Here is a 17733-nt window from a genome sequence, read left to right on the forward strand (position 1 = left end):
ACTGCTGGGCAGTGCTTGGGCAACATGCGGCGCCCTCTTTTCTCTTGAAAGATCGCCCAGGGCAGCCGCTGCCCCTTGAGGACCGGGCCGCGACGGTGTATCCAGGCCAAGTACCGGAAAGATCGTAGAGCATGGAGTGACATGTGGACCAGCGCACCTTGCAGGCTTTCTTCGCACCCAGGACCGTGGCCGTCATCGGGGCCTCGGCCGCGCCGGGCAAGGTCGGCAATGTCGTCGTGTGCAACATGCTGGCCGCCGGCTTCAAGGGCCGTCTCTTTCCCGTCAATCCAAAGGGCGGCGACATCGAGGGGCTGAGCGCCGTTCGCACCATAGCCGAGCTGCCGGGCGGCATCGACCTGGCCGTGTTCGCCGTGCCGCGCGACCACGTGCTGCCGGCGTTTGAGGCCCTGGCAGTGCGCGGGCTCAAGTCGGCCATCGTCATCAGCGCGGGCTTCCGCGAAACCGGACGCGAGGGCTTTCTGCTCGAGCGGCGGCTCACTGAGCTGGCGCGGCAGCACGGCGTGGCGCTTTTGGGGCCGAACTGCCTGGGCATGATGAACACCGCCAACGGCGTCAACGCCACATTTTCCGCCACCCAGCCCCTGCCGGGCAACGTGGCCTTCTGCTCCCAGTCCGGCGCGCTGTGTCTGGCGTTTCTCGACTGGGCGCGGGGCGAGAATTTCGGCTTCTCCAAGTTCATCAGCCTGGGCAACAAGGCCGTGCTGAATGAAACCGACCTCCTGGCCTATTTGGGCGACGACCCGGCCTCCAAGGTGGTCATGGGCTACCTGGAGAACGTTGAGGCGGGCGAGGATTTCGTGCGCACCGCGCGCGAGGTGAGCCGCAAGAAGCCGGTCATCCTGCTCAAGGCCGGCTCCACCAACGCCGGGGCCAAGGCGGCCAGCTCGCACACAGGGGCCATTGCCGGGTCCGACGAGGCCTATGGCGCGGCGTTCCGGCAATGCGGCGTCATCCGCGCAGCCAACGTGGAATCGCTTTTCGCCCTGGCCGGTGCCTTCGCCAGCCTTCCCCTGCCCAAGGGGCCCAACGTGGCGGTGCTCTCCAATGCCGGCGGTCCGGGCATTCTCGCGGCGGACGCCTGCGAGCGCACCAGCCTGCACATGGCGCGCCTTTCGCCGGAGACCATCCAGCGCCTGCAGGCCGTGCTGCCTTCCTACGCCTCGGTGTACAACCCCGTGGACATCATCGGCGACGCCGGAGCCGAGCGCTACCGCAAGAGCCTGGAGGCCGTGCTCGACGATCCCCTGGTGCATGCCGTGCTGCTGCTCATCGCCCCCACGGCCATGGTGGAGTTGGAGGCCACGGCCACGGCCATCGTTCAGGTGGCGCGCCGCTCGGACAAGCCGGTCATGACCTGCCTCATGGGCCGGGCCCATGGCGGGGCCGGGCGCGAGATTCTGCGCCGGGCCGGGTTGCCGTGCCATGCCTTCCCGGAGCCGGGCCTGCGCAGCATAGAGGCCATGTACGCCTATGCCCAATGGCTGCAAAAGCCCGTGCCCGTGTACGAGCCGCCCCAGCGCGATCTCGAAGCGGCCCGGCGCATCGTCGCGGCCGCCACGGCAGAGGGACGGCAGGAGATTTCGGGCTTCCAGGCCCAGGAGCTGTTGCGGGCCTATGCTCTGAACACGCTGGAAACGGTGCTGGCCCGCAGCAGCGCGGAGGCAGTTGTCGCGGCGCGCGGCATGGCGGGGCCTGTGGCGCTCAAGGTCGCCTCGCCGCAGATCGCCCACCTTTCGGATGTCGACGGCGTCTCCCTCGGACTTGCGGACGAAGCCGCTGTGCGCAAGGCGTTTTTCGACCTCACCAACCATGTGGCGCGCATCCGGCCGGAGGCGGAGATCATCGGCTGCCTGGTGCAGGCCATGGCACCGGAGGGCGCGCAGGAAGTCGTGCTCTCGCTGCGGCGCGACGAGCAGTTCGGGCCGCTGCTCATGTTCGGCCTGGGGGGCATTCACACGGAGATTTTGGCGGACGTTTCGCACCACCTCACCCCCTTGAGTCGCGACGAGGCTTTTGGCATGATCCGTTCCATACGTTCCTATCTGCACTTGAAGGGACTGGGCGGAGAACCGGCAGTGAATTTTAGGGCCCTTGAGGACGCGCTTTTGGCGCTGGCCGCCCTGGCGCAGGATTTTCCGCAACTCTACGAGGCGGAACTCGGCCCTGTTCTGGTGAATCACGAAAAGGCCTACGTGGCCGAGGCGCGCCTTACCCTGCGCGTCTGACCCTGCGTCTGACACCATGCGTCTGGCGCCATGCGTCCGGCACTGTGCGCCCAGCCGAGCCCGCGCCTGCGCGCGCCAGGGGCTCTCGGCGCCAGCAGTCGCCCGTAAGGAGGAATTTGATGGTCGGCATATATATCGGCTCCACCACCGGCTACTCCGGTAAAAACCTCATCGCCATGTCCCTTGGGTTGCGCTTCAAGAAGATGGGGCTCAAGGTCGGCTACATGAAGCCTGTGGGCGCCGTCCCGCGGGAGGACCAGAAGCCGGGCGACGAGGATGCCATGTTTTTGCAGCAGGTGCTGGGCCTGGAGCAGAACCCCGCGCTGGTCACGCCCGTGGTGGTGAACCGTGAGTTCGCCCGGCGCGCCTTTTCCGAGGACATCGGCGACCTCCTGCCCGGCATCGTCAGCGCCTACGAGGAGCTCTCACGCGGCAAGGACGTGATGATCATCGCCGGTTCCGGCAATTTCCTCGGCTCCGGCACGTATTGCGGCCTCGACGGCGTGAGCGTGTCCCGCGCCCTTGGCGCCAAGACGGTCATCATCGACCGCTACCACGACGAGCTCAAGTACGACTATGTGCTGCGCTGCAAGCAGGCCCTTGGCGACGATCTGGCCGGCGTGATCCTGAACGACATTCCGGAGCACTACCGCGCCGAGGTGGACGAACTGCTCGCGCCCTTCCTGCGCCGCAAAGGGGTGGAGGTCCTGGGCGTCATCGCCTCCGATCCCATCATGAGCGCCATCAAGGTGAGCGACCTGGCCGAGCGCCTGGGCGGCAAGGTCATTTCCGCGCACCACAAGGCCGACCGCGTGGTGGAGGATTTCCTCATCGGCACCATGCAGGTGGAGAATTTTCTGACCCACTTCATGCGGCACAAGAACTCGGCCATCATCGTGGGCGGAGACCGGTCCGACGTGCAGCTGGTGGCCCTGGAAGGCAGCTGCCCTTGTCTCATCCTCACCGGAAACCTGCACCCCAACGACATCATCCTCACCCGGTCCGAGGTGCTGCAAACGCCCATCATCATGGTGCGCGAGGACACCTTCGCCGTGGCCAAGAAGATGGAGAACATCCTCTCGCGCCACAAGCTGCGCGACATGATCAAGGTCAACCATGGCGTGCAGCTGGTGGCCGGAGCCCTTGACTTTGAACTTTTGCGCCAGCGTCTCGGTCTGGAGTGACGCGCGGATTTTTTTAGGTTAGAGTCAGCCCGTGACGGTTTGACGCCGCGTTTCGCGGTCGAGCGTACAAACGCGGTCCCGTCGCAACGCCCTTTCCCGGCAAGATCCTACGAGCGCCGCCCTGTGCCTCGCGCTCCATGACACCATACAGGAGACTTCATGCGTCAGACTTCCCGCATCGTTAAAACCGCCGCCCCTTGCGCCGCCGTGCTTCTCGCCGCCCTTTGGCTGCTACCCGTCCAGGCGCAGGAATATATGATGAACGCTCCCGCAGATCCCTCCGCCACGGCGCCCAAGGAATTGGCCGTGCCCTTCAATCACAATGACCACAACAAGAAGGCCAAGCTCACGAAATGCGCCACCTGCCATCATCCTTTGCCGGGCATGAAGCCCGCGAAGGGCAAGAAGGGCGCGCAGCCCAAGGGCATGGAGCGCCGCTGCTCCGACTGTCACCATGAACGGCCCGCGCCCACCGACCGCGCCGCCTCGCTCATGGTCGTTTCGCACAAGGTTTGCCAGGACTGCCACAAGGCGCAGAAGCGCGGCCCCGTGACCTGCTCCGGGTGCCATAAGAGCGACCCCCAGGCCCAGGCAGCGCCCCTCAACCTGCTGCCCAGCGGCGGTTTGATGCCGACCCTGCTGCCGCCCCCGGCGGCCCCGGCGGAGTAGCCTGCCGCAGAGAAGGCGCATTCGGCTTCCGGAACGTTCGCCCGGCCCATGCGGCCTGCGGAAGGCCGGGTGGCATCAGCTTGCCGCGCGCCACGCCCTTGCACACGCTCGGACAAGGTGTTTTGCTCCGCGCTGGCCCTTGTCGGCTTTGATGCGTGGCGTCCTGGGGCGCCGCCGCCGAGACGTCAGCGATGCTGCCAGCTGTGTAATGGCGCGCTACGCTTGAAAAAGAAAAGGCCGGGATCGCCCGGCCTTTTTGTTGCGCTATTTCCCGCGTCGTATGTTGTACACCGCGCGTCCCACGGCCACATGCTGCTCCGGCGCGCCCTCGCTCCACAGCACCACGTGCGCGTTGCCCACGCGGTTTCCCAGCAGCCGCACCGTGGCCTCGGCATACAGGTCTTTGGCCGCGGCGGGGCGCAGGTAGTCCACGCCGATGTCGATGGTGGCGATGCGGTCGTCCAGACGGCAGCTGGTCCAAATGGCGAAGCCGCCGCATACGTCGGCCAGGGTGGAAATGACCCCGCCGTGCAGGGCGGGCCGCCGGGAATCGCCCACCAGATCGGCCCGGAAAGGGATGCGCAGGCGGGCGTAGCCTTCGCGAAGCTCCTCCACGCGGATGCCGAGGTACTTGTGGAAGGGCAGGCCTTCCTCGGCCAAGCGCTTGAGCGCGTCGAAGTCCATGGCCGCCTCCTACAGGATGTACCGCGAGAGGTCGCGGTTCTCGACGATGTCCGTCAGTTTGGACTGCACGTAGCCGCGGTCCACCACCACCTGCTCCCCGCCTTTCTCAGAGGCCTCGAAGGACAGGTCCGCCAGAATCTTCTCCATGATGGTGTACAGCCTGCGCGCGCCGATGTTCTCCATGTCCTCGTTGATCTTTTGCGCCATGGCCGCGATTTCGCGCAGGGCGTCGTCCGTGAAGCTGAGGGCGAGGTCCTCGGTGCCGAGCAGGGCGGAATACTGCACGGTGAGGGCGTTTTGCGGCTCGGTCAGGATGCGGTAGAATTCCTCCTGCCCCAGGGCGGAGAGCTCCACCCGCAGGGGAAAGCGTCCCTGCAGCTCCGGGATGAGGTCCGAGGGTTTGGCGAAGTGGAAGGCGCCGGCGGCAATGAAGAGGATGTGGTCGGTTTTGACCATGCCGTATTTCGTGTTCACCACGCAGCCTTCCACGATGGGCAGCAGGTCGCGCTGCACGCCCTCTCGGGAGACATCCGGGCCGCCGTGGTCCTGCCTGCTCGCCACCTTGTCCAGCTCATCCAAGAAGATGATGCCGGTCTGCTCCACGCGTTCGCGGGCAATGTCCTGCACCTTGTCCATGTCGATGAGCTTGTCCGACTCCTCCTGTACAAGAGCGTTGTAGGCGTCGCGCACCTTCATTTTGCGCAGGCGCTTCTTCTGCGGAAACATGCGGCCCAGCATGTCCTGCACCTGCCCGCCCATGTCCTCCATGCCGGGAATGCCCATGACGGCCATGCCCGCGCCGTCCTGCGACAGGATCTCAAGCTCGACCATGCGTTCGTCCAGCTTGCCCTCGTGCCAGAGCTGGCGGAACTTCTCACGCGTGCTCTCGTTGGCCGTCTGCACGGGCTGCGGGGCCGCGGGGTCGGCAATGGGGGTGAAGGAATACCCGGCGGGCTCCGGCTTGCTGCCGGGCAGCAGCAGGTCCAGCAGGCGGTCTTCGGCGTGCTTCTCGGCGCGCACGCGCACTTTCTCGCGTTCCTCGGCGCGCACCATGGTGATGCCGATCTCCATGAGGTCGCGGATCATGGACTCCACGTCGCGGCCCACATAGCCCACTTCCGTGAACTTGGTGGCCTCCACCTTGTGGAAGGGGCTCTTGGCCAGCTTGGCCAGCCTGCGCGCGATTTCGGTTTTGCCCACGCCGGTGGGGCCCATCATGATGATGTTCTTGGGCGCGATCTCCTCGCGCAGCTCCGGGTCGAGCTTTTGTCTGCGCCAGCGGTTGCGCATGGCGATGGCGACCATGCGCTTGGCCTCGGCCTGGCCCACTACGAACTTGTCCAACTCGGCGACGATTTCACGCGGGGTCAGGGAGCTCATGCCTTTTCCTCCCGCGCCTTGGTCTCCACATGGATGTTGTCGTTGGTGAACACGCACAGCTCCGAGGCGATCTTCATGGAGGCCAGGGCGATGTCCTTGGCTGTCATCTGCGTGTGGCGCTTGAGCGCGCGCGCCGCGGCCAGGGCGTACGTGCCGCCGGAGCCGATGGCGGCCATGCCGTCGTCCGGTTCGATGACGTCGCCCGTGCCCGTGATGAGCAGGATGGTCTCGGCGTCGGCGGCCAGGATCATGGCCTCAAGCTTGCGCAGGTACTTGTCCGTGCGCCAGTCCTTGGCCAGTTCCACCGCGGCGCGGGTGAGGTTGCCGGAATGCGTCTCAAGCTTCTTCTCGAAGCGCTCAAACAGCGTGAACGCGTCCGCCGTGGCGCCGGCAAAGCCGACGACGATACGGTCCTTGTAGATGGTGCGCACCTTGCGCGCCGTGTGCTTCATGGCCACGCTTTGCCCCAGGGTCACCTGGCCGTCGCCGGCCATGGCCACGCCTTCCTCGCCGAGCACGGCCAGGATTGTGGTGCCGTGAATTTCCATCGTGTCTCCTTGGTTCAGGGAATCTGCGGCGGTCCGAACAGGCTTTCGGCCATGCCGCGCCAGAAATTGAAGGCCTCCGCGCCGCGCAGCCACAGGGCGGCCTCGCGCACGAGGCCATGCTCCAGCCCTTGGCGCAGTTCGGAAAGGGCGAGCGGGGCGGCCAGATGAAGCGGGTAGCCATACGCGCCGCAGCTGATGGCCGGAAAGGCGATGCTCGCCAGGCCGTGCGCGTGCGCAAGCCTCAGGCTCTCCGCATGGGCGGAGCGCAGCAGCGTGTCCTCGTTTTGCGTTCCACCGCGCCAAATGGGGCCGACGGTATGGATGACGTGTCTTGCGGGCAGGTCGAAACCGGGCGTGATGACGGCCTTGCCTGGCTGCAGGGTGCCGATGCGGGTGATGATCTCGCGGCAGGCGGTCAGCAGGCGCGGTCCGGCCGCCGCGTGGATGGCGCCGTCGACCCCGCCGCCGCCGAGGAGCCCGGAGTTCGCGGCGTTGACCACGGCGTCCACGTCGGCCGTGGTCAGATCACCTTGCCGGAGGGCGAGGCGTGCGGAGTGGAAAGTCCAGCCGGGCATTGCGCGTCCTTGGTCGTTGTCTCGGGCTCCGCCGTCATTGCTTGGGAGTGCGGCGGGCTAGTCGTCCTCGTCCTCGGAGCGGATCTCGCCGCCGGGCAGGGCGTCCGGATTGCCCAGGATGACGCGGCCCAGGCGCACGTCGTCGGCAATGCGCGCCTTGAGCGCGTCCAGGCTTTCGAACTTGCGCTCGGAGCGCAGGCGCTGCACGAACTGCACGGAAAGCTCCTGGCCGTAGATGTTGCGGTTGAAGTCCATGATGTGCGTCTCAAGGGTCAGGCCCGTATCGCCGAAGGTGGGGTTGTAGCCCACGTTGGCCACTGCCTGCAGCGGCTCGCCATCCAGAATGGCCCACACGGCGTAGACGCCGGGTCTGGGCAGCAGCGTGGCCTCGGGCCGGATGTTCGCCGTGGGAAAGCCCAGCATGGCCGCGCCGCGCTTCATGCCGTCCACGACCAGGCCCTGGACCTCGAAGAAGTGGCCCAGAAGCGGGCGCGCCTCCCAGACATTGCCTGCCTGCACCAGGTCGCGGATGCGCGTGGAGCTGACCACGGCCCCGCCCACAAGCACCGGGTTCAGGCGCTCGACATTGAAGCCCTCGGCCCGGCCCATCTGGGTCAGGAGGTCGAAATTGCCCTTGCGGCCTTTGCCCATGGCGTAGTCGTAGCCGATGACCATCTCGCGCATGGCGAGGCCTTCCAGCAGGTACTGGCGCACGAACTGCTCCGGCTCAAGGGCGGCCATTTGGCGGGTGAACTCCAGAACCAGCGCGACGTTCGGCCCCTGGCGCTCGATGAGCGCGAGGCGCTGGCGCGTGCTGGTGAGGAACGGGGGCGTTTTCGCGCCCATGAGCACGGTCATGGGGTGCGGATCAAAGGTGACGACCACGCTGATCAAGCCGCATTTCTTGGCCTTGGCGCAGGTGCGGCCTATGAGCCGCTGGTGGCCCATGTGCACGCCGTCGAAGTTGCCGATGGTGACGCAGGAGCCGGTGATGGTGTCTTTCAGTTCGTCAATGGTGCGTGCGACGATCATGTGCGCTAACGTGTCCTTAATGCTGTGCTTGAATGGTGAGGCCGCTCGGCCTGTCCGCTGAGATTGCCTGCGACGCTGTTCGCCCGCCGCTAGCCGCGGCCAAAGCGCATCTCAAACGCCGGGGAGCCTGGGCGGGGCGCGAAGGGGCTTTTGTTGTCCTTGCCCCTGCCGCCGTCCTTGCCGTCCGGTCCTTTGCCCTTGCCCTCGCCAAGGGCGCGCTGCAGGTCTTCCAGCTGCTTCTTCTGCTCCGGGCTTGCGGCCAGGGTCTTGGCCTTATCCAAATGGAACATGGCCTTCTGCTTGTCGTGTCCATAGTGCGAGGCATAGGCGAGCTGCAAATGCGCGCCGAAGATGTCGCCGTTTTCGCCCAGCATGCGGCCAAGGTGGAAGCGCACTTCGGCGTCCTCCGGCACTTGCTGCATGACGCGCTGCATAAGGGCTATGGCGCCCTGATAGTCCTTGCGCTCGGCCATGATGCGCGCGGTGAAGAACATGCTCATGGCGTCCTTGGGATTCAGAATGGCGGCCTTTTGCAGCAGCGGCGCGGCCTTGTTCATGTCGCCCTGGTTGAAGAAGAACATGCCTGCCTCGCGCAGCACCAGCGGGTCGTCCGGGCCGCAGGCCAGTGCGGCGGTGAAGGCCTGGCTGGCCTGTTGCTGCCGCTTCAGGCGGTCGAGGGCGATGCCGCGTCCGGCCATGTCGAGGCAGGTCTGCTGGGCCTTGGGCTTGTTGTCATAGTAGGCCAGGGCCGTTTCCGCGGAGCTCATGCGCGCGCGCAAAATGGTTTGGATGCGCAGGAACTTCTCGCGCTGGAAGTCGCGCGCGACGATGTCGGCGGGCATGTGCCGGATGCGCTCGCGCAGGTAGTCGATGCGTTCGTCCAAGCCCGGGTGGGTGGAGAGATAGGACGGAATGGAGTCGCCGGACATGAACCAACGCTGCTTGTTCATGATCTCGAAGGTTTGCGGCATGGCGTTGGGGTTGTAGCCGGCCTTCACCATGTAGTTCAGGCCCACGTTGTCGGCCTCGCGTTCGTTCTCGCGCGTGTACATGAGGAAGGCGGACTGGCCGCCGGCCATGGAGCCGACCGACAAGGCCTTGCCGAGGTTGCCTGTGCTGGTGCCGCCGCCCGCGCCGCCAAGCAGCACGCCGGCGATCATGCCCGTGAAGGAGGCGATGTTGATGTACTTCATCTGCTCCATGCGGCGGGCCACATGGTGCTGCGTCACGTGGCCAAGTTCGTGGCCGATGACGGCGGCGAGTTCCGCCTCGTTGTCGACGCCGAGAATGAGGCCGGTGAAGATATAGATGTAGCCGCCGGGGATGGCGAAGGCGTTCATGGCGTTGTTGGCCACCACGGCGCTGCGGATGGGATAGGGCTGCGGCGGCAGGGTGGCGGCCACGCGGTCCACCACGCCCTTGACGTAGATGACGATCTCCGGATCGTCCACGAGGCTCATCTGTTGTCGGATGGTTTCATCGAATTTTTTGCCCATCTCGATTTCGTCCGCAACGGTGACGGAACCGAAAAGGGCCTGGGCCTGCGCCGGGAGCAGCAGGCAAAGGATCAGCGTCAGAACGCCTATGCAACGAAACGGAACTGTGGAATGGCGTTTCATGCGGTATCCAGGGGTTGCGGCCGCCGGACAGAGCGGCAGCCATGACGCGTGACCTTTAGCACAGGTCGGGAAAAGAAAAAAGGATGCGCCGGGGCACATCCTTTTTTGAATAATCGACGTAAAACAACGGGTTACTTGTTCATTATGTTCAAAAACTCGTTGTTGTTTTTGGTCTTGCGCATCTTGTCGAGCAGGAACTCCATGGAGTCCGTGGAGTTCATGGGCGAGAGCACCTTGCGCAGAATCCACACGCGGTTCAGCACTTCCTCGTCCAACAGCAGCTCTTCCTTGCGGGTGCCGGAGCGGTTGATGTCGATGGCGGGGAACACGCGCTTTTCGGACAGGTGGCGGTCCAGGTAGATTTCCATGTTGCCGGTGCCCTTGAATTCCTCGAAGATCACCTCGTCCATGCGCGAACCGGTGTCGATGAGCGCGGTGGCGATGATGGTGAGGCTGCCGCCGGATTCGATGTTGCGCGCGGCGCCGAAGAAGCGCTTGGGGCGCTGCATGGCGTTGGCGTCCAGACCGCCGGAAAGCACGCGGCCGGAGGACGGCGTGACGGCGTTGTAGGCGCGGCCCAGGCGGGTGATGGAGTCGAGGAGGATGACCACGTCGCGCTTGCGCTCGACAAGGCGCTTGGCCTTTTCAAGCACCATCTCGGTCACCTGCACGTGGCGCGTGGGTGGCTCGTCGAAGGTGGAGCTGATGACTTCGGCGCGGACCGTGCGTTCCATGTCGGTCACTTCCTCGGGCCGCTCGTCGATGAGCAGCACGATCAAGTAGACTTCCGGGTGGTTGGCGTTGATGGAGTTGGCGATGGTCTGGAGCATCATGGTCTTGCCGGTGCGGGGCGGGGCCACGATGAGGCCGCGCTGGCCGCGACCGATGGGGGAGAGCAGGTCGATGACGCGCGAACCGTAGTTCTCGGCGCCGTTTTCCATGCTGAAGCGTTTGTTCGGGTAAAGGGGAGTCAGGTTGTCGAAGAGAACCAGATGCTTGCTCGCTTCTGGCGGCTCGAAGCCGATTTCGCTGACCTTCAGCAGGGCGAAGTAGCGCTCGCCTTCCTTCGGCGGTCTGATCTGCCCGGAGATGACATCGCCTTTGCGCAGGCCGAAACGGCGGATCTGCGAAGGGGAGATGTAGATGTCGTCCGGGCCCGGCATGTACGAATACAGCGGCGAGCGCAGAAAGCCGAACCCGTCGGGCAGGATTTCAAGCACGCCTTCGCCGAAGATCTGGCCGTTTTGCGAAGCACACTCCTGAAGCAGGGCGAAGATCAGCTCCTGCTTGCGCAGGTTGCTCGGATTCTCAATCTTGAAGTTGTTGGCCAACTCCATGAGCTCCGGCATGCTCTTCTGTTTCAGGTCTGTGAGGTTGAGCTTGTTTTCCGATGTGGTGACGTACTCTTCCTCGACGAAATCAGGCATGCGCTCCGGCGCGCGCTCTTGCACACGTTCGGGGCTGCGTTCCTGGCCACGATCCTGATTGCGATCCTGGCCGCGCTCAACCTGATTGCGTTCGGAAGTACGTTCTTGGCCACGTTCCTGACCACGATCCTGATTGCGATCCTGGCCTCGAGTACTCTTGTGGGATGGATTTGGGTGTCTTTCGCGGGGCATTGAAAGCCTCACGCTCCGTGGGATGAGGTTAGAGAAAGGTATGCGCCTCACGCTGAGGGCTTAAAGCATGAAAAATATGTTCAACTGGTGGCAGCGCCGCTGGAGATAAGCATCCAGATTCCGCATGAATGCGGTCACAGGCGTGGCATATTTCTTTGAGTACCAGATGCGGTGCGTGTCCGAATGGTATTCTGCATGTTGCGGAAGGGAAATATGCCGCGCGAATGCGCTGAAACTAGCGCCTACCCCAAAGGCATGGCGTTGACAAGAGGGCTACTTGGCTTTTTGCAACTTTTCCTGCTGTTTCATTATGACATCCGCAAACATTTCATTGATGTCCGCCTTGACGTCATTCTGCTCGCGCCCCAGCGCGAAGGCCAGTTCCATGGAGACCAAGGTCATCGCCTGCTCGAGAAGGCGGCGCTCGCCAAAGGAAAGCTCCTTGTCCATGCCGATGAGAAAGAGTTCCTTGAGCACGTAAGCGACATCGGACAGGTCAACGCTTTTGAGCTTTTCCGAATATTCACGATAGCGGCGGTTCCAATTCTGTCCCGTGTAGCCCGTGAAGTCGGAACGGTCCCGCAGGGACTCGAACACTTCCTGGCCGCGGCGAAGGCTGCATACATGGCGCAGCCCGACGTTGCGGGCATTTTTCACCGGCACCATGAGGGTGACGGAATTGCTCAGGATCCGAACTATATAATAGTCCGCCCGAACTCCGCCGATATCCTGGGTGTCGATGCGTTCGATGCGGCCGACTCCCTGTGCGGGATAGACGACCAGCTCATTGATTTGAAACACAAAGTCTCCTTCCAGAAGGGGGGGATACTCTTCCGGTGAATGTTCACACTACTCCAATGCGCCTGGAGTGTCCATGCCCTGGGTGGGCTTGGCGGACTCAGGAAGGCGAAAAGCGTTGAGCATCTGCACGGCTTCTGTCAGCCCCCGGCGCATAAAGAGCATGAGCCCTTTGAGAGCTGCCTGGCAAATCATCTCAACGTCCTTGAATTCTTCATCGCTGAACGGCTCAAGCACATACTTCACCACGTCGGACGAAAATTGCGGGCGGCCGATGCCCAGGCGCAGGCGCAAAAAATCCGCAGTGCCCGTGAGCTCGGCGATGGATTCGATGCCCTTGTGCCCGTTGCTGCCGCCGCCGCGTTTGAGCTTCATGCGGCCCAGAGGCAGGTCGAGTTCGTCGTGCAGCACCAGCATGTCCGCGGCTTGCAGGCCGTGGCGGCCGATGATGCGGGCGGCGGCCTTTCCGGAAAGGTTCATGTAGGTCAGCGGTTTGGTCAGCAGGCAGCTCACGCCGCCGATGGTCAGCGAATAGAGCTCGAAATCCCCGTCCGTTTGCAGGGTCTTGAAGGCTGCGCTTTTGCGCTCCCTCGCCTGGGCGATCAGCGCATCGGCCAAAAGAAACCCGAAGTTGTGGCGGGTGCGTTCGTACTGCGGGCCTGGGTTTCCCAGTGCGATGATGAGGGGAGTGCTGTCCATGGTGTGGAAGGGCGCTAAGCCGCCGGGTAGAAGGAGGGAAAATGCTGAAGCGGCGGGGGAGCCTGGGCCCCCCCGCCGATGGAACCGGCACCGGGCCGGATTTCAAACAAAGACGAATCTGACTATTTCGCCGGGGCAGCCTTGGCCGGAGCGGCCTTGGCAGGAGCGGCGGCGTCGTCGGCCTTAACTTCTTCCGCTTCCTGGGCGACAACGCCGACAACGGCGAAGTTGTCGTCGTAAAGGGCCCGCACGCCGGTGGGCATCTTCACGTCGGAAACGTGCAGGTTCACGTTCACGTCCAGGTCGGTCACGTCGACGATGATCTTCTCGGGAACGTCGAGGGGCTTGCAGACGACCTCGATGGTTTCGCGGAAGACTTCCAGCAGGCCGCCCAGGACGATGCCCTTGGCCTTGCCGGTCATGACGAGGCGCACTTCGACCTTGATGTCGCGGTCGAGGTCGACTCCGTAGAAGTCCACGTGGATGGGGCGGGACTTGATGGGGTCGTACTGCACGCTCTTGATGAGCGAAGGCAGGGACTGCTTTTTGCCGTCCTGCTCGACTTCCAGGTGGAACACGCGGGAGCTGCCGAGCTTGCTGTACAGCTTGGTCAGCGGAAGCATTTCGACCTGCACGGCGATGTTCTGGCCCTGCTTGTTGTAATAAATGCCGGGCACCAGGGTCTTGGTGCGGATGCGGCGGCAGGGGCACTTGCCTTTTTCGGCGCGGGGGCTCACAGCGAGGGTCATCAGTTCAGCCATGTCGTAGTCTCCTTTCTAAACGGGCTTAGGGACTGCCCGAAATACGTTTAAACGAAAAGAACGCTGACGGAGGTTTCTCCGTGGACGTTCATGATAGCCCTGGACAAAAGTTCGGCCACGGACAGGACCTTGATCTTCTGGCACATCCGCTTGCGGGCGTCCAGGGGGATGGTGTCCGTTACCAATATCTGCGAAAATACCGATTTGTCCAGGCGCTCGATGGCCGGACCGGAAAGCACCGGGTGGGTGGCGCAGGCAAGAATCTGCTTGGCGCCGTTGTCGGCCAGCACCTGGCCGGCCGCGCACATGGTTCCCGCCGTGTCGACCATGTCGTCGAGGACGATGGCGGTTTTGCCGCGCACATTGCCGATGAGGTGCATGGCCCTGGCCTGGTTGGGCGCGTCGCGGCGCTTGTCGACGATGGCCAGACCGGCGTCCAGGCGCTTGGCGTAGGCGCGGGCGCGCTCAACGCCGCCTGCGTCGGGCGAGACGACCACGATGTCGTCGCCCAGGTCGCGCATGTAGTCCATGAACACCGGAGCGGCGAACAGGTTGTCCACGGGGCCGTTGAAGAAGCCTTGGATCTGTCCGGCGTGCAGGTCGATGGTCATGAGGCGGTGCATGCCCGCAACGGTCAGGAAATCGGCCACGAGCTTGGCGCTGATGGGCACGCGGGGCGCGACCTTGCGGTCCTGCCGGGCGTAGCCGTAATAGGGCACCACGGCGGTGATGCGCCGGGCGCTGGCGCGCTTCAGCGCGTCAATCATCAGGCAGAGCTCCATGAGATGGAAATTCACCGGCGAGCTGGTGGGCTGCACGACAAAGACGTCGTCGCCGCGCACATTCTCGTCGATCTCGATGCGGATCTCGCCATCGCTGAACTGCTCACGAAGGACGTGCGTCAGTTTGCAGCCAATGTGCGAACAGATGGACTCGGCCAGGTCGACGTTGGCGGAGCCGCTCAAGATCTTCAGATCATCTGTGCAAGCCATCGTTATACTTCCTTCGCGTGCATGGCTGGGGTGGAAGGATTCGAACCCTCGAATAACGGGACCAAAACCCGCCGCCTTACCGCTTGGCTACACCCCATTATCTCAGGGTCTCCACATGGACGGGCACACCATTCATTCGCAGCGCTTTTGCGGCATCGCCCGCCAAGCCGCTGCTCCGGAACAGGGATGCTATCCCCGCGCCGCTTCCGCTCATCACCGCGCACACCGCCCCGAGGCCGAGCAATTGCTCTTTGAGGATGCGCAAGTTCGCATGGTTCGGAAAGACAACAATCTCAAAGTCGTTGCGAACCAATACAGGCGAAAGGGAAACACGTCTCTTATTCGTCGAATCTTGGGTTGTCAAGCAATCCGAAGCGGGTTGCGCGCTGTTTTTCTGCGCCGTGTGCGTGTCCCAGGCCGCATAGGCCCAAGGCGTGGAAATATGCACCTTGGGCAGGGCCAGCACCAGGATGAATGCCGAGAGATCAAGCGCAACCGGGGTCAAGCGGTCGCCTATGCCCTCGGCGATGGCCGGGCCGCACTGCAGAAAAAACGGCACGTCCGCGCCGATGCCCGCGGCCAGGGCCGTCAGAGCATCTTGCGCCATGGCCGCAGTGCCTGCATTGGCCTGCAGCCAGCGCAGCATGGCCGCCGCGTCCGAGCTGCCGCCGCCTAAACCCGCGCCGGTGGGAATGCGCTTGGTCAGCCGGACGGTGATGTCGGGCGTGAAGCCCGTTTGCAGCCCATAGGCTTGCCAGGCGCGAAAAATTAGATTTTTCTCAGGCGGGCAGTCCGCCAGCTGCGGCGTAACCATACAGCCGCTGCCCGGCGCCGCTGCGGAAATTTCGAGGCTGTCGGCCAAGCCCGGCACGGGAATGAACAGGCTTTCCAGATCATGGTAGCCGTCCGCGCGTTTGCCCAGAATGCGCAGTGCGAGGTTGATTTTGGCCGGAGCCGAGAGCGTGTCGGGCATGTTTTGCGGGGAGGTTACAGGGTGGGGGAGCCGTTGCCCCCCCACCTCTGCACGGAATGCTACTTCTTGTCCAGCGTCACGGCGCGGAAGAAGTTGTGCCCCTGCCGCTTGATGAGCAGCATCACGAGGCCCTTCTGCTTGGATTCGGCCACCACGGTCTTGAACTGGTCCGGGGTGTTCACGGCTTGCTGGTTGGCTTCCTCGATGACATCGCCGGGCTGGATGTCGATCTGGCTGGCCGCGCTGCCCGGTGTGACCTCAAGGATCAGCAGGCCGTGCGGCTTTTGCAGGCCCAGGGCCTGGGCTTCCTCGCCGCCCTCCACCGCGCGCACGCCAAGGCCGAGCACCGTCGCCGCCGCTCCGTTCTTGTTCCGGCCGTTCTGCTTTTCGGCCACGAAGTTTGGCTTGCGTTCGCCAAGGGTGATGGTCAGGTCGACCAGACGGTTTTGCCGCCACACGCCAAGCTGAACCTTCTCGCCCGGGTGCATGGAGGCGATGCGGGAGAGCAGGGTGCTGGCGTCGTCGACCGGCTGCCCCGCCGCCTTGACGATGACATCGCTGATCTTGAGCCCGCCCTTGTCCGCCGGGTCGCCGGGGATGACGTGGGCCACGAGCACGCCCTTGGGCTCCTTGAGGCCCAGAGCGCGGGCAGTGTTCTCGTCCATGTCCTGCATGGTGATGCCCAGCCAGCCGCGCGTGATCTTCTTGCGGTCCTTCAGCTGGGAAATGATCTTTTCGGCCATGCTTGAGGGCGTGGCGAAGCCGATGCCCTGGCCGTTCGGCACAATGGCGGTGTTGATGCCCACGACGCGGCCATCCATATTAATAAGCGGCCCGCCGCTGTTGCCGGGGTTGATGCTCGCGTCCGTCTGCAGGAAGCTGTCAAAGGGCCCGGCGCCGATGTGCCTGCCCTTGGCGCTGATGATGCCCGCCGTGACGGAGTGGCTGAGACCGAAGGGGTTGCCGATGGCCAGCACCCATTCGCCCACGCGCGTGGCGTCGGAGTTGCCGAATTCCAGAATGGGCAGCGCGGCCCCGGCCTCGATCTTGAGCAGCGCCAGGTCCGTTTCCTGGTCGCGGCCAATGACCTTGGCGTCATAAAGCTTCTCGCGTCCCTGCAGCTTCACCTTGATCTCGTCGGCCTCGGCCACCACATGGTTGTTGGTGACGATGTAGCCGTCAGACGAGATGATGAAGCCGGAGCCCAGCGAACTCTGCTTTCTGGGCTGCATCTCCTGCTGGCCGAAATACCGCTCGAACTGGTCGAAAAAATCGCGGAAGGGACTGTTCTTGGGCGCGTTCTTGAAGAACTCGCGCATTTGGGCGTTGCCGCCGGCAACGTTCTTGGTCGTGCTGATGTTGACCACGGCCTTTCCTGCCCGCTCGGCCAGGTCTGTGAAGTCCGGCAGCCCTGCCTTGGCAAGGGAGAGCGAGGGCAGGACGAGAAGGGTGAGGAGCGTGGCCAATGCCCAAAATCGTTTCATGCGAATACCTCCGTATGGCGCCGCCACCCCGACGGCGTTTGCTGAAGTATAGTCCCGGCTTGAAATTTGTAAAGCCGACGCGCCCAAAGACCATCGGCTCGACATTGAACTTGAAGGGACGCCCGGAATTGTGTAGGACTCCCTCTCCGGCCAGCATAAGCGCCCCCGTAGCTCAGTCGGATAGAGCACAGGATTCCTAATCCTGGTGCCACAGGTTCGATTCCTGTCGGGGGCACCAAATCACCGTCTTGCAGCGTCCAATGGCGTCCAGAAGCCGCTGCAATCACAGAAGAAACCCCGGATATAGCGTCCGGGGTTTCTTCTCATTTTCAAGTCCGCAGGCGTTGCAGGCGGTTTGACGCCGCATGTTTTGGCGGTGCATAGATACGGAGGCTTGGAGCGTCCGCGCAGTTTCGTTCAGGGCCGTGTAAAGTGTTGACCCCGCGAGGGGCGGATGTTTGCACAGCGCG

The 17733-nt window shown here is 63.7% G+C and carries 16 protein-coding genes and 2 tRNA genes; 4 read left to right on the forward strand and 14 right to left on the reverse strand.

The window, feature by feature from the left end; all coding sequences use genetic code 11:
• Positions 1 to 143: 143 nt before the first annotated feature.
• The 3 genes from ACYQ4W_RS05195 (at position 144) to ACYQ4W_RS05205 (ending at position 4099) form a co-directional block, all read left to right on the forward strand.
• Positions 144 to 2246 (forward strand): acetate--CoA ligase family protein, encoded by a 2103-nt coding sequence (locus ACYQ4W_RS05195; RefSeq protein WP_459853647.1) that lies wholly within the window; start codon positions 144 to 146, stop codon positions 2244 to 2246.
• A gap of 119 nt (positions 2247 to 2365) precedes the next feature.
• The gene (locus ACYQ4W_RS05200) at positions 2366 to 3430 is read left to right on the forward strand and encodes a phosphotransacetylase family protein (protein ID WP_459853650.1); all 1065 of its coding nucleotides are present in this window, start codon (positions 2366 to 2368) and stop codon (positions 3428 to 3430) included.
• 159 nt (positions 3431 to 3589) lie between these two features.
• Positions 3590 to 4099, forward strand: coding sequence for a cytochrome c3 family protein (locus tag ACYQ4W_RS05205; RefSeq protein WP_459853653.1), 510 nt, complete (start codon positions 3590 to 3592; stop codon positions 4097 to 4099).
• Positions 4100 to 4363: 264 nt separating this feature from the next.
• On the opposite strand, the gene ACYQ4W_RS05210 is transcribed toward ACYQ4W_RS05205, so the two are convergent.
• From ACYQ4W_RS05210 to ACYQ4W_RS05275, 14 genes are all read right to left on the reverse strand, one after another.
• On the reverse strand, positions 4364 to 4783 hold the full coding sequence (locus ACYQ4W_RS05210) for a PaaI family thioesterase (RefSeq protein ID WP_459853656.1): 420 nt from the start codon (positions 4781 to 4783) through the stop codon (positions 4364 to 4366).
• A 9-nt stretch (positions 4784 to 4792) separates the two neighbouring features.
• On the reverse strand, positions 4793 to 6163 hold the full coding sequence (gene hslU / locus ACYQ4W_RS05215; RefSeq protein ID WP_459853658.1) for an ATP-dependent protease ATPase subunit HslU: 1371 nt from the start codon (positions 6161 to 6163) through the stop codon (positions 4793 to 4795).
• Entirely contained in the window at positions 6160 to 6711 is a 552-nt protein-coding gene (gene hslV, locus ACYQ4W_RS05220) for an ATP-dependent protease subunit HslV (RefSeq protein ID WP_459853661.1), read from the reverse strand. The genes hslU and hslV overlap by 4 nt, the downstream gene beginning before the upstream one ends.
• A 14-nt stretch (positions 6712 to 6725) precedes the next feature.
• Positions 6726 to 7286 (reverse strand): macro domain-containing protein, encoded by a 561-nt coding sequence (locus ACYQ4W_RS05225; protein WP_459853663.1) that lies wholly within the window; start codon positions 7284 to 7286, stop codon positions 6726 to 6728.
• Between the two features lie 57 nt (positions 7287 to 7343).
• Positions 7344 to 8318, reverse strand: coding sequence for a bifunctional riboflavin kinase/FAD synthetase (locus ACYQ4W_RS05230; RefSeq protein WP_459853665.1), 975 nt, complete (start codon positions 8316 to 8318; stop codon positions 7344 to 7346).
• A gap of 89 nt (positions 8319 to 8407) precedes the next feature.
• Positions 8408 to 9937 carry a beta-barrel assembly-enhancing protease gene (locus tag ACYQ4W_RS05235; protein ID WP_459853668.1) on the reverse strand — a complete coding sequence of 510 codons (1530 nt, stop codon included), beginning with the start codon at positions 9935 to 9937 and terminating at the stop codon, positions 8408 to 8410.
• 131 nt (positions 9938 to 10068) lie between these two features.
• A complete protein-coding gene (gene rho / locus ACYQ4W_RS05240; protein WP_459853670.1) occupies positions 10069 to 11364 on the reverse strand; it encodes a transcription termination factor Rho in 1296 nt (431 codons plus the stop codon).
• Positions 11365 to 11829: 465 nt separating this feature from the next.
• Complete coding sequence (locus ACYQ4W_RS05245) at positions 11830 to 12357, reverse strand: CarD family transcriptional regulator (RefSeq protein ID WP_459853673.1); 528 nt, start codon at positions 12355 to 12357, stop codon at positions 11830 to 11832.
• A gap of 48 nt (positions 12358 to 12405) precedes the next feature.
• Positions 12406 to 13053, reverse strand: a complete 648-nt coding sequence (gene pth, locus ACYQ4W_RS05250) for an aminoacyl-tRNA hydrolase (protein ID WP_459853675.1) — start codon at positions 13051 to 13053, stop codon at positions 12406 to 12408.
• Between the two features lie 122 nt (positions 13054 to 13175).
• Positions 13176 to 13814, reverse strand: a complete 639-nt coding sequence (locus ACYQ4W_RS05255; protein ID WP_459853678.1) for a 50S ribosomal protein L25/general stress protein Ctc — start codon at positions 13812 to 13814, stop codon at positions 13176 to 13178.
• 47 nt (positions 13815 to 13861) lie between these two features.
• Positions 13862 to 14806: a ribose-phosphate diphosphokinase gene (locus tag ACYQ4W_RS05260; protein WP_459853681.1), complete on the reverse strand. Its 945-nt coding sequence runs from the start codon at positions 14804 to 14806 to the stop codon at positions 13862 to 13864.
• A gap of 22 nt (positions 14807 to 14828) precedes the next feature.
• Positions 14829 to 14903, reverse strand: a tRNA-Gln gene (locus ACYQ4W_RS05265).
• Complete coding sequence (gene ispE / locus ACYQ4W_RS05270) at positions 14904 to 15779, reverse strand: 4-(cytidine 5'-diphospho)-2-C-methyl-D-erythritol kinase (RefSeq protein WP_459853683.1); 876 nt, start codon at positions 15777 to 15779, stop codon at positions 14904 to 14906.
• A gap of 59 nt (positions 15780 to 15838) precedes the next feature.
• Positions 15839 to 17263 carry a Do family serine endopeptidase gene (locus tag ACYQ4W_RS05275; protein ID WP_459853685.1) on the reverse strand — a complete coding sequence of 475 codons (1425 nt, stop codon included), beginning with the start codon at positions 17261 to 17263 and terminating at the stop codon, positions 15839 to 15841.
• 161 nt (positions 17264 to 17424) lie between these two features.
• Between ACYQ4W_RS05275 and ACYQ4W_RS05280 the strand changes: the two genes are divergently transcribed.
• Positions 17425 to 17501 (forward strand) — tRNA-Arg (locus tag ACYQ4W_RS05280).
• Positions 17502 to 17733 lie beyond the last annotated feature (232 nt).

This window comes from Humidesulfovibrio idahonensis, from assembly GCF_054657715.1.

Excerpts from the sequence above, each read along its gene's own strand:
- ACYQ4W_RS05225 (WP_459853663.1), bottom strand. The coding sequence starts at position 7,286 with ATGCCCGGCTGGACTTTCCACTCCGCACGCCTCGCCCTCCGGCAAGGT.
- ACYQ4W_RS05210 (WP_459853656.1), bottom strand. The coding sequence starts at position 4,783 with ATGGACTTCGACGCGCTCAAGCGCTTGGCCGAGGAAGGCCTGCCCTTC.
- ispE (WP_459853683.1), bottom strand. The coding sequence starts at position 15,779 with ATGCCCGACACGCTCTCGGCTCCGGCCAAAATCAACCTCGCACTGCGC.
- ACYQ4W_RS05255 (WP_459853678.1), bottom strand. The coding sequence starts at position 13,814 with ATGGCTGAACTGATGACCCTCGCTGTGAGCCCCCGCGCCGAAAAAGGC.
- ACYQ4W_RS05235 (WP_459853668.1), bottom strand. The coding sequence starts at position 9,937 with ATGAAACGCCATTCCACAGTTCCGTTTCGTTGCATAGGCGTTCTGACG.
- ACYQ4W_RS05230 (WP_459853665.1), bottom strand. The coding sequence starts at position 8,318 with ATGATCGTCGCACGCACCATTGACGAACTGAAAGACACCATCACCGGC.
- hslV (WP_459853661.1), bottom strand. The coding sequence starts at position 6,711 with ATGGAAATTCACGGCACCACAATCCTGGCCGTGCTCGGCGAGGAAGGC.
- ACYQ4W_RS05205 (WP_459853653.1), top strand. The coding sequence starts at position 3,590 with ATGCGTCAGACTTCCCGCATCGTTAAAACCGCCGCCCCTTGCGCCGCC.
- ACYQ4W_RS05200 (WP_459853650.1), top strand. The coding sequence starts at position 2,366 with ATGGTCGGCATATATATCGGCTCCACCACCGGCTACTCCGGTAAAAAC.
- ACYQ4W_RS05260 (WP_459853681.1), bottom strand. The coding sequence starts at position 14,806 with ATGGCTTGCACAGATGATCTGAAGATCTTGAGCGGCTCCGCCAACGTC.
- rho (WP_459853670.1), bottom strand. The coding sequence starts at position 11,364 with ATGCCTGATTTCGTCGAGGAAGAGTACGTCACCACATCGGAAAACAAG.
- hslU (WP_459853658.1), bottom strand. The coding sequence starts at position 6,163 with ATGAGCTCCCTGACCCCGCGTGAAATCGTCGCCGAGTTGGACAAGTTC.
- ACYQ4W_RS05275 (WP_459853685.1), bottom strand. The coding sequence starts at position 17,263 with ATGAAACGATTTTGGGCATTGGCCACGCTCCTCACCCTTCTCGTCCTG.
- pth (WP_459853675.1), bottom strand. The coding sequence starts at position 13,053 with ATGGACAGCACTCCCCTCATCATCGCACTGGGAAACCCAGGCCCGCAG.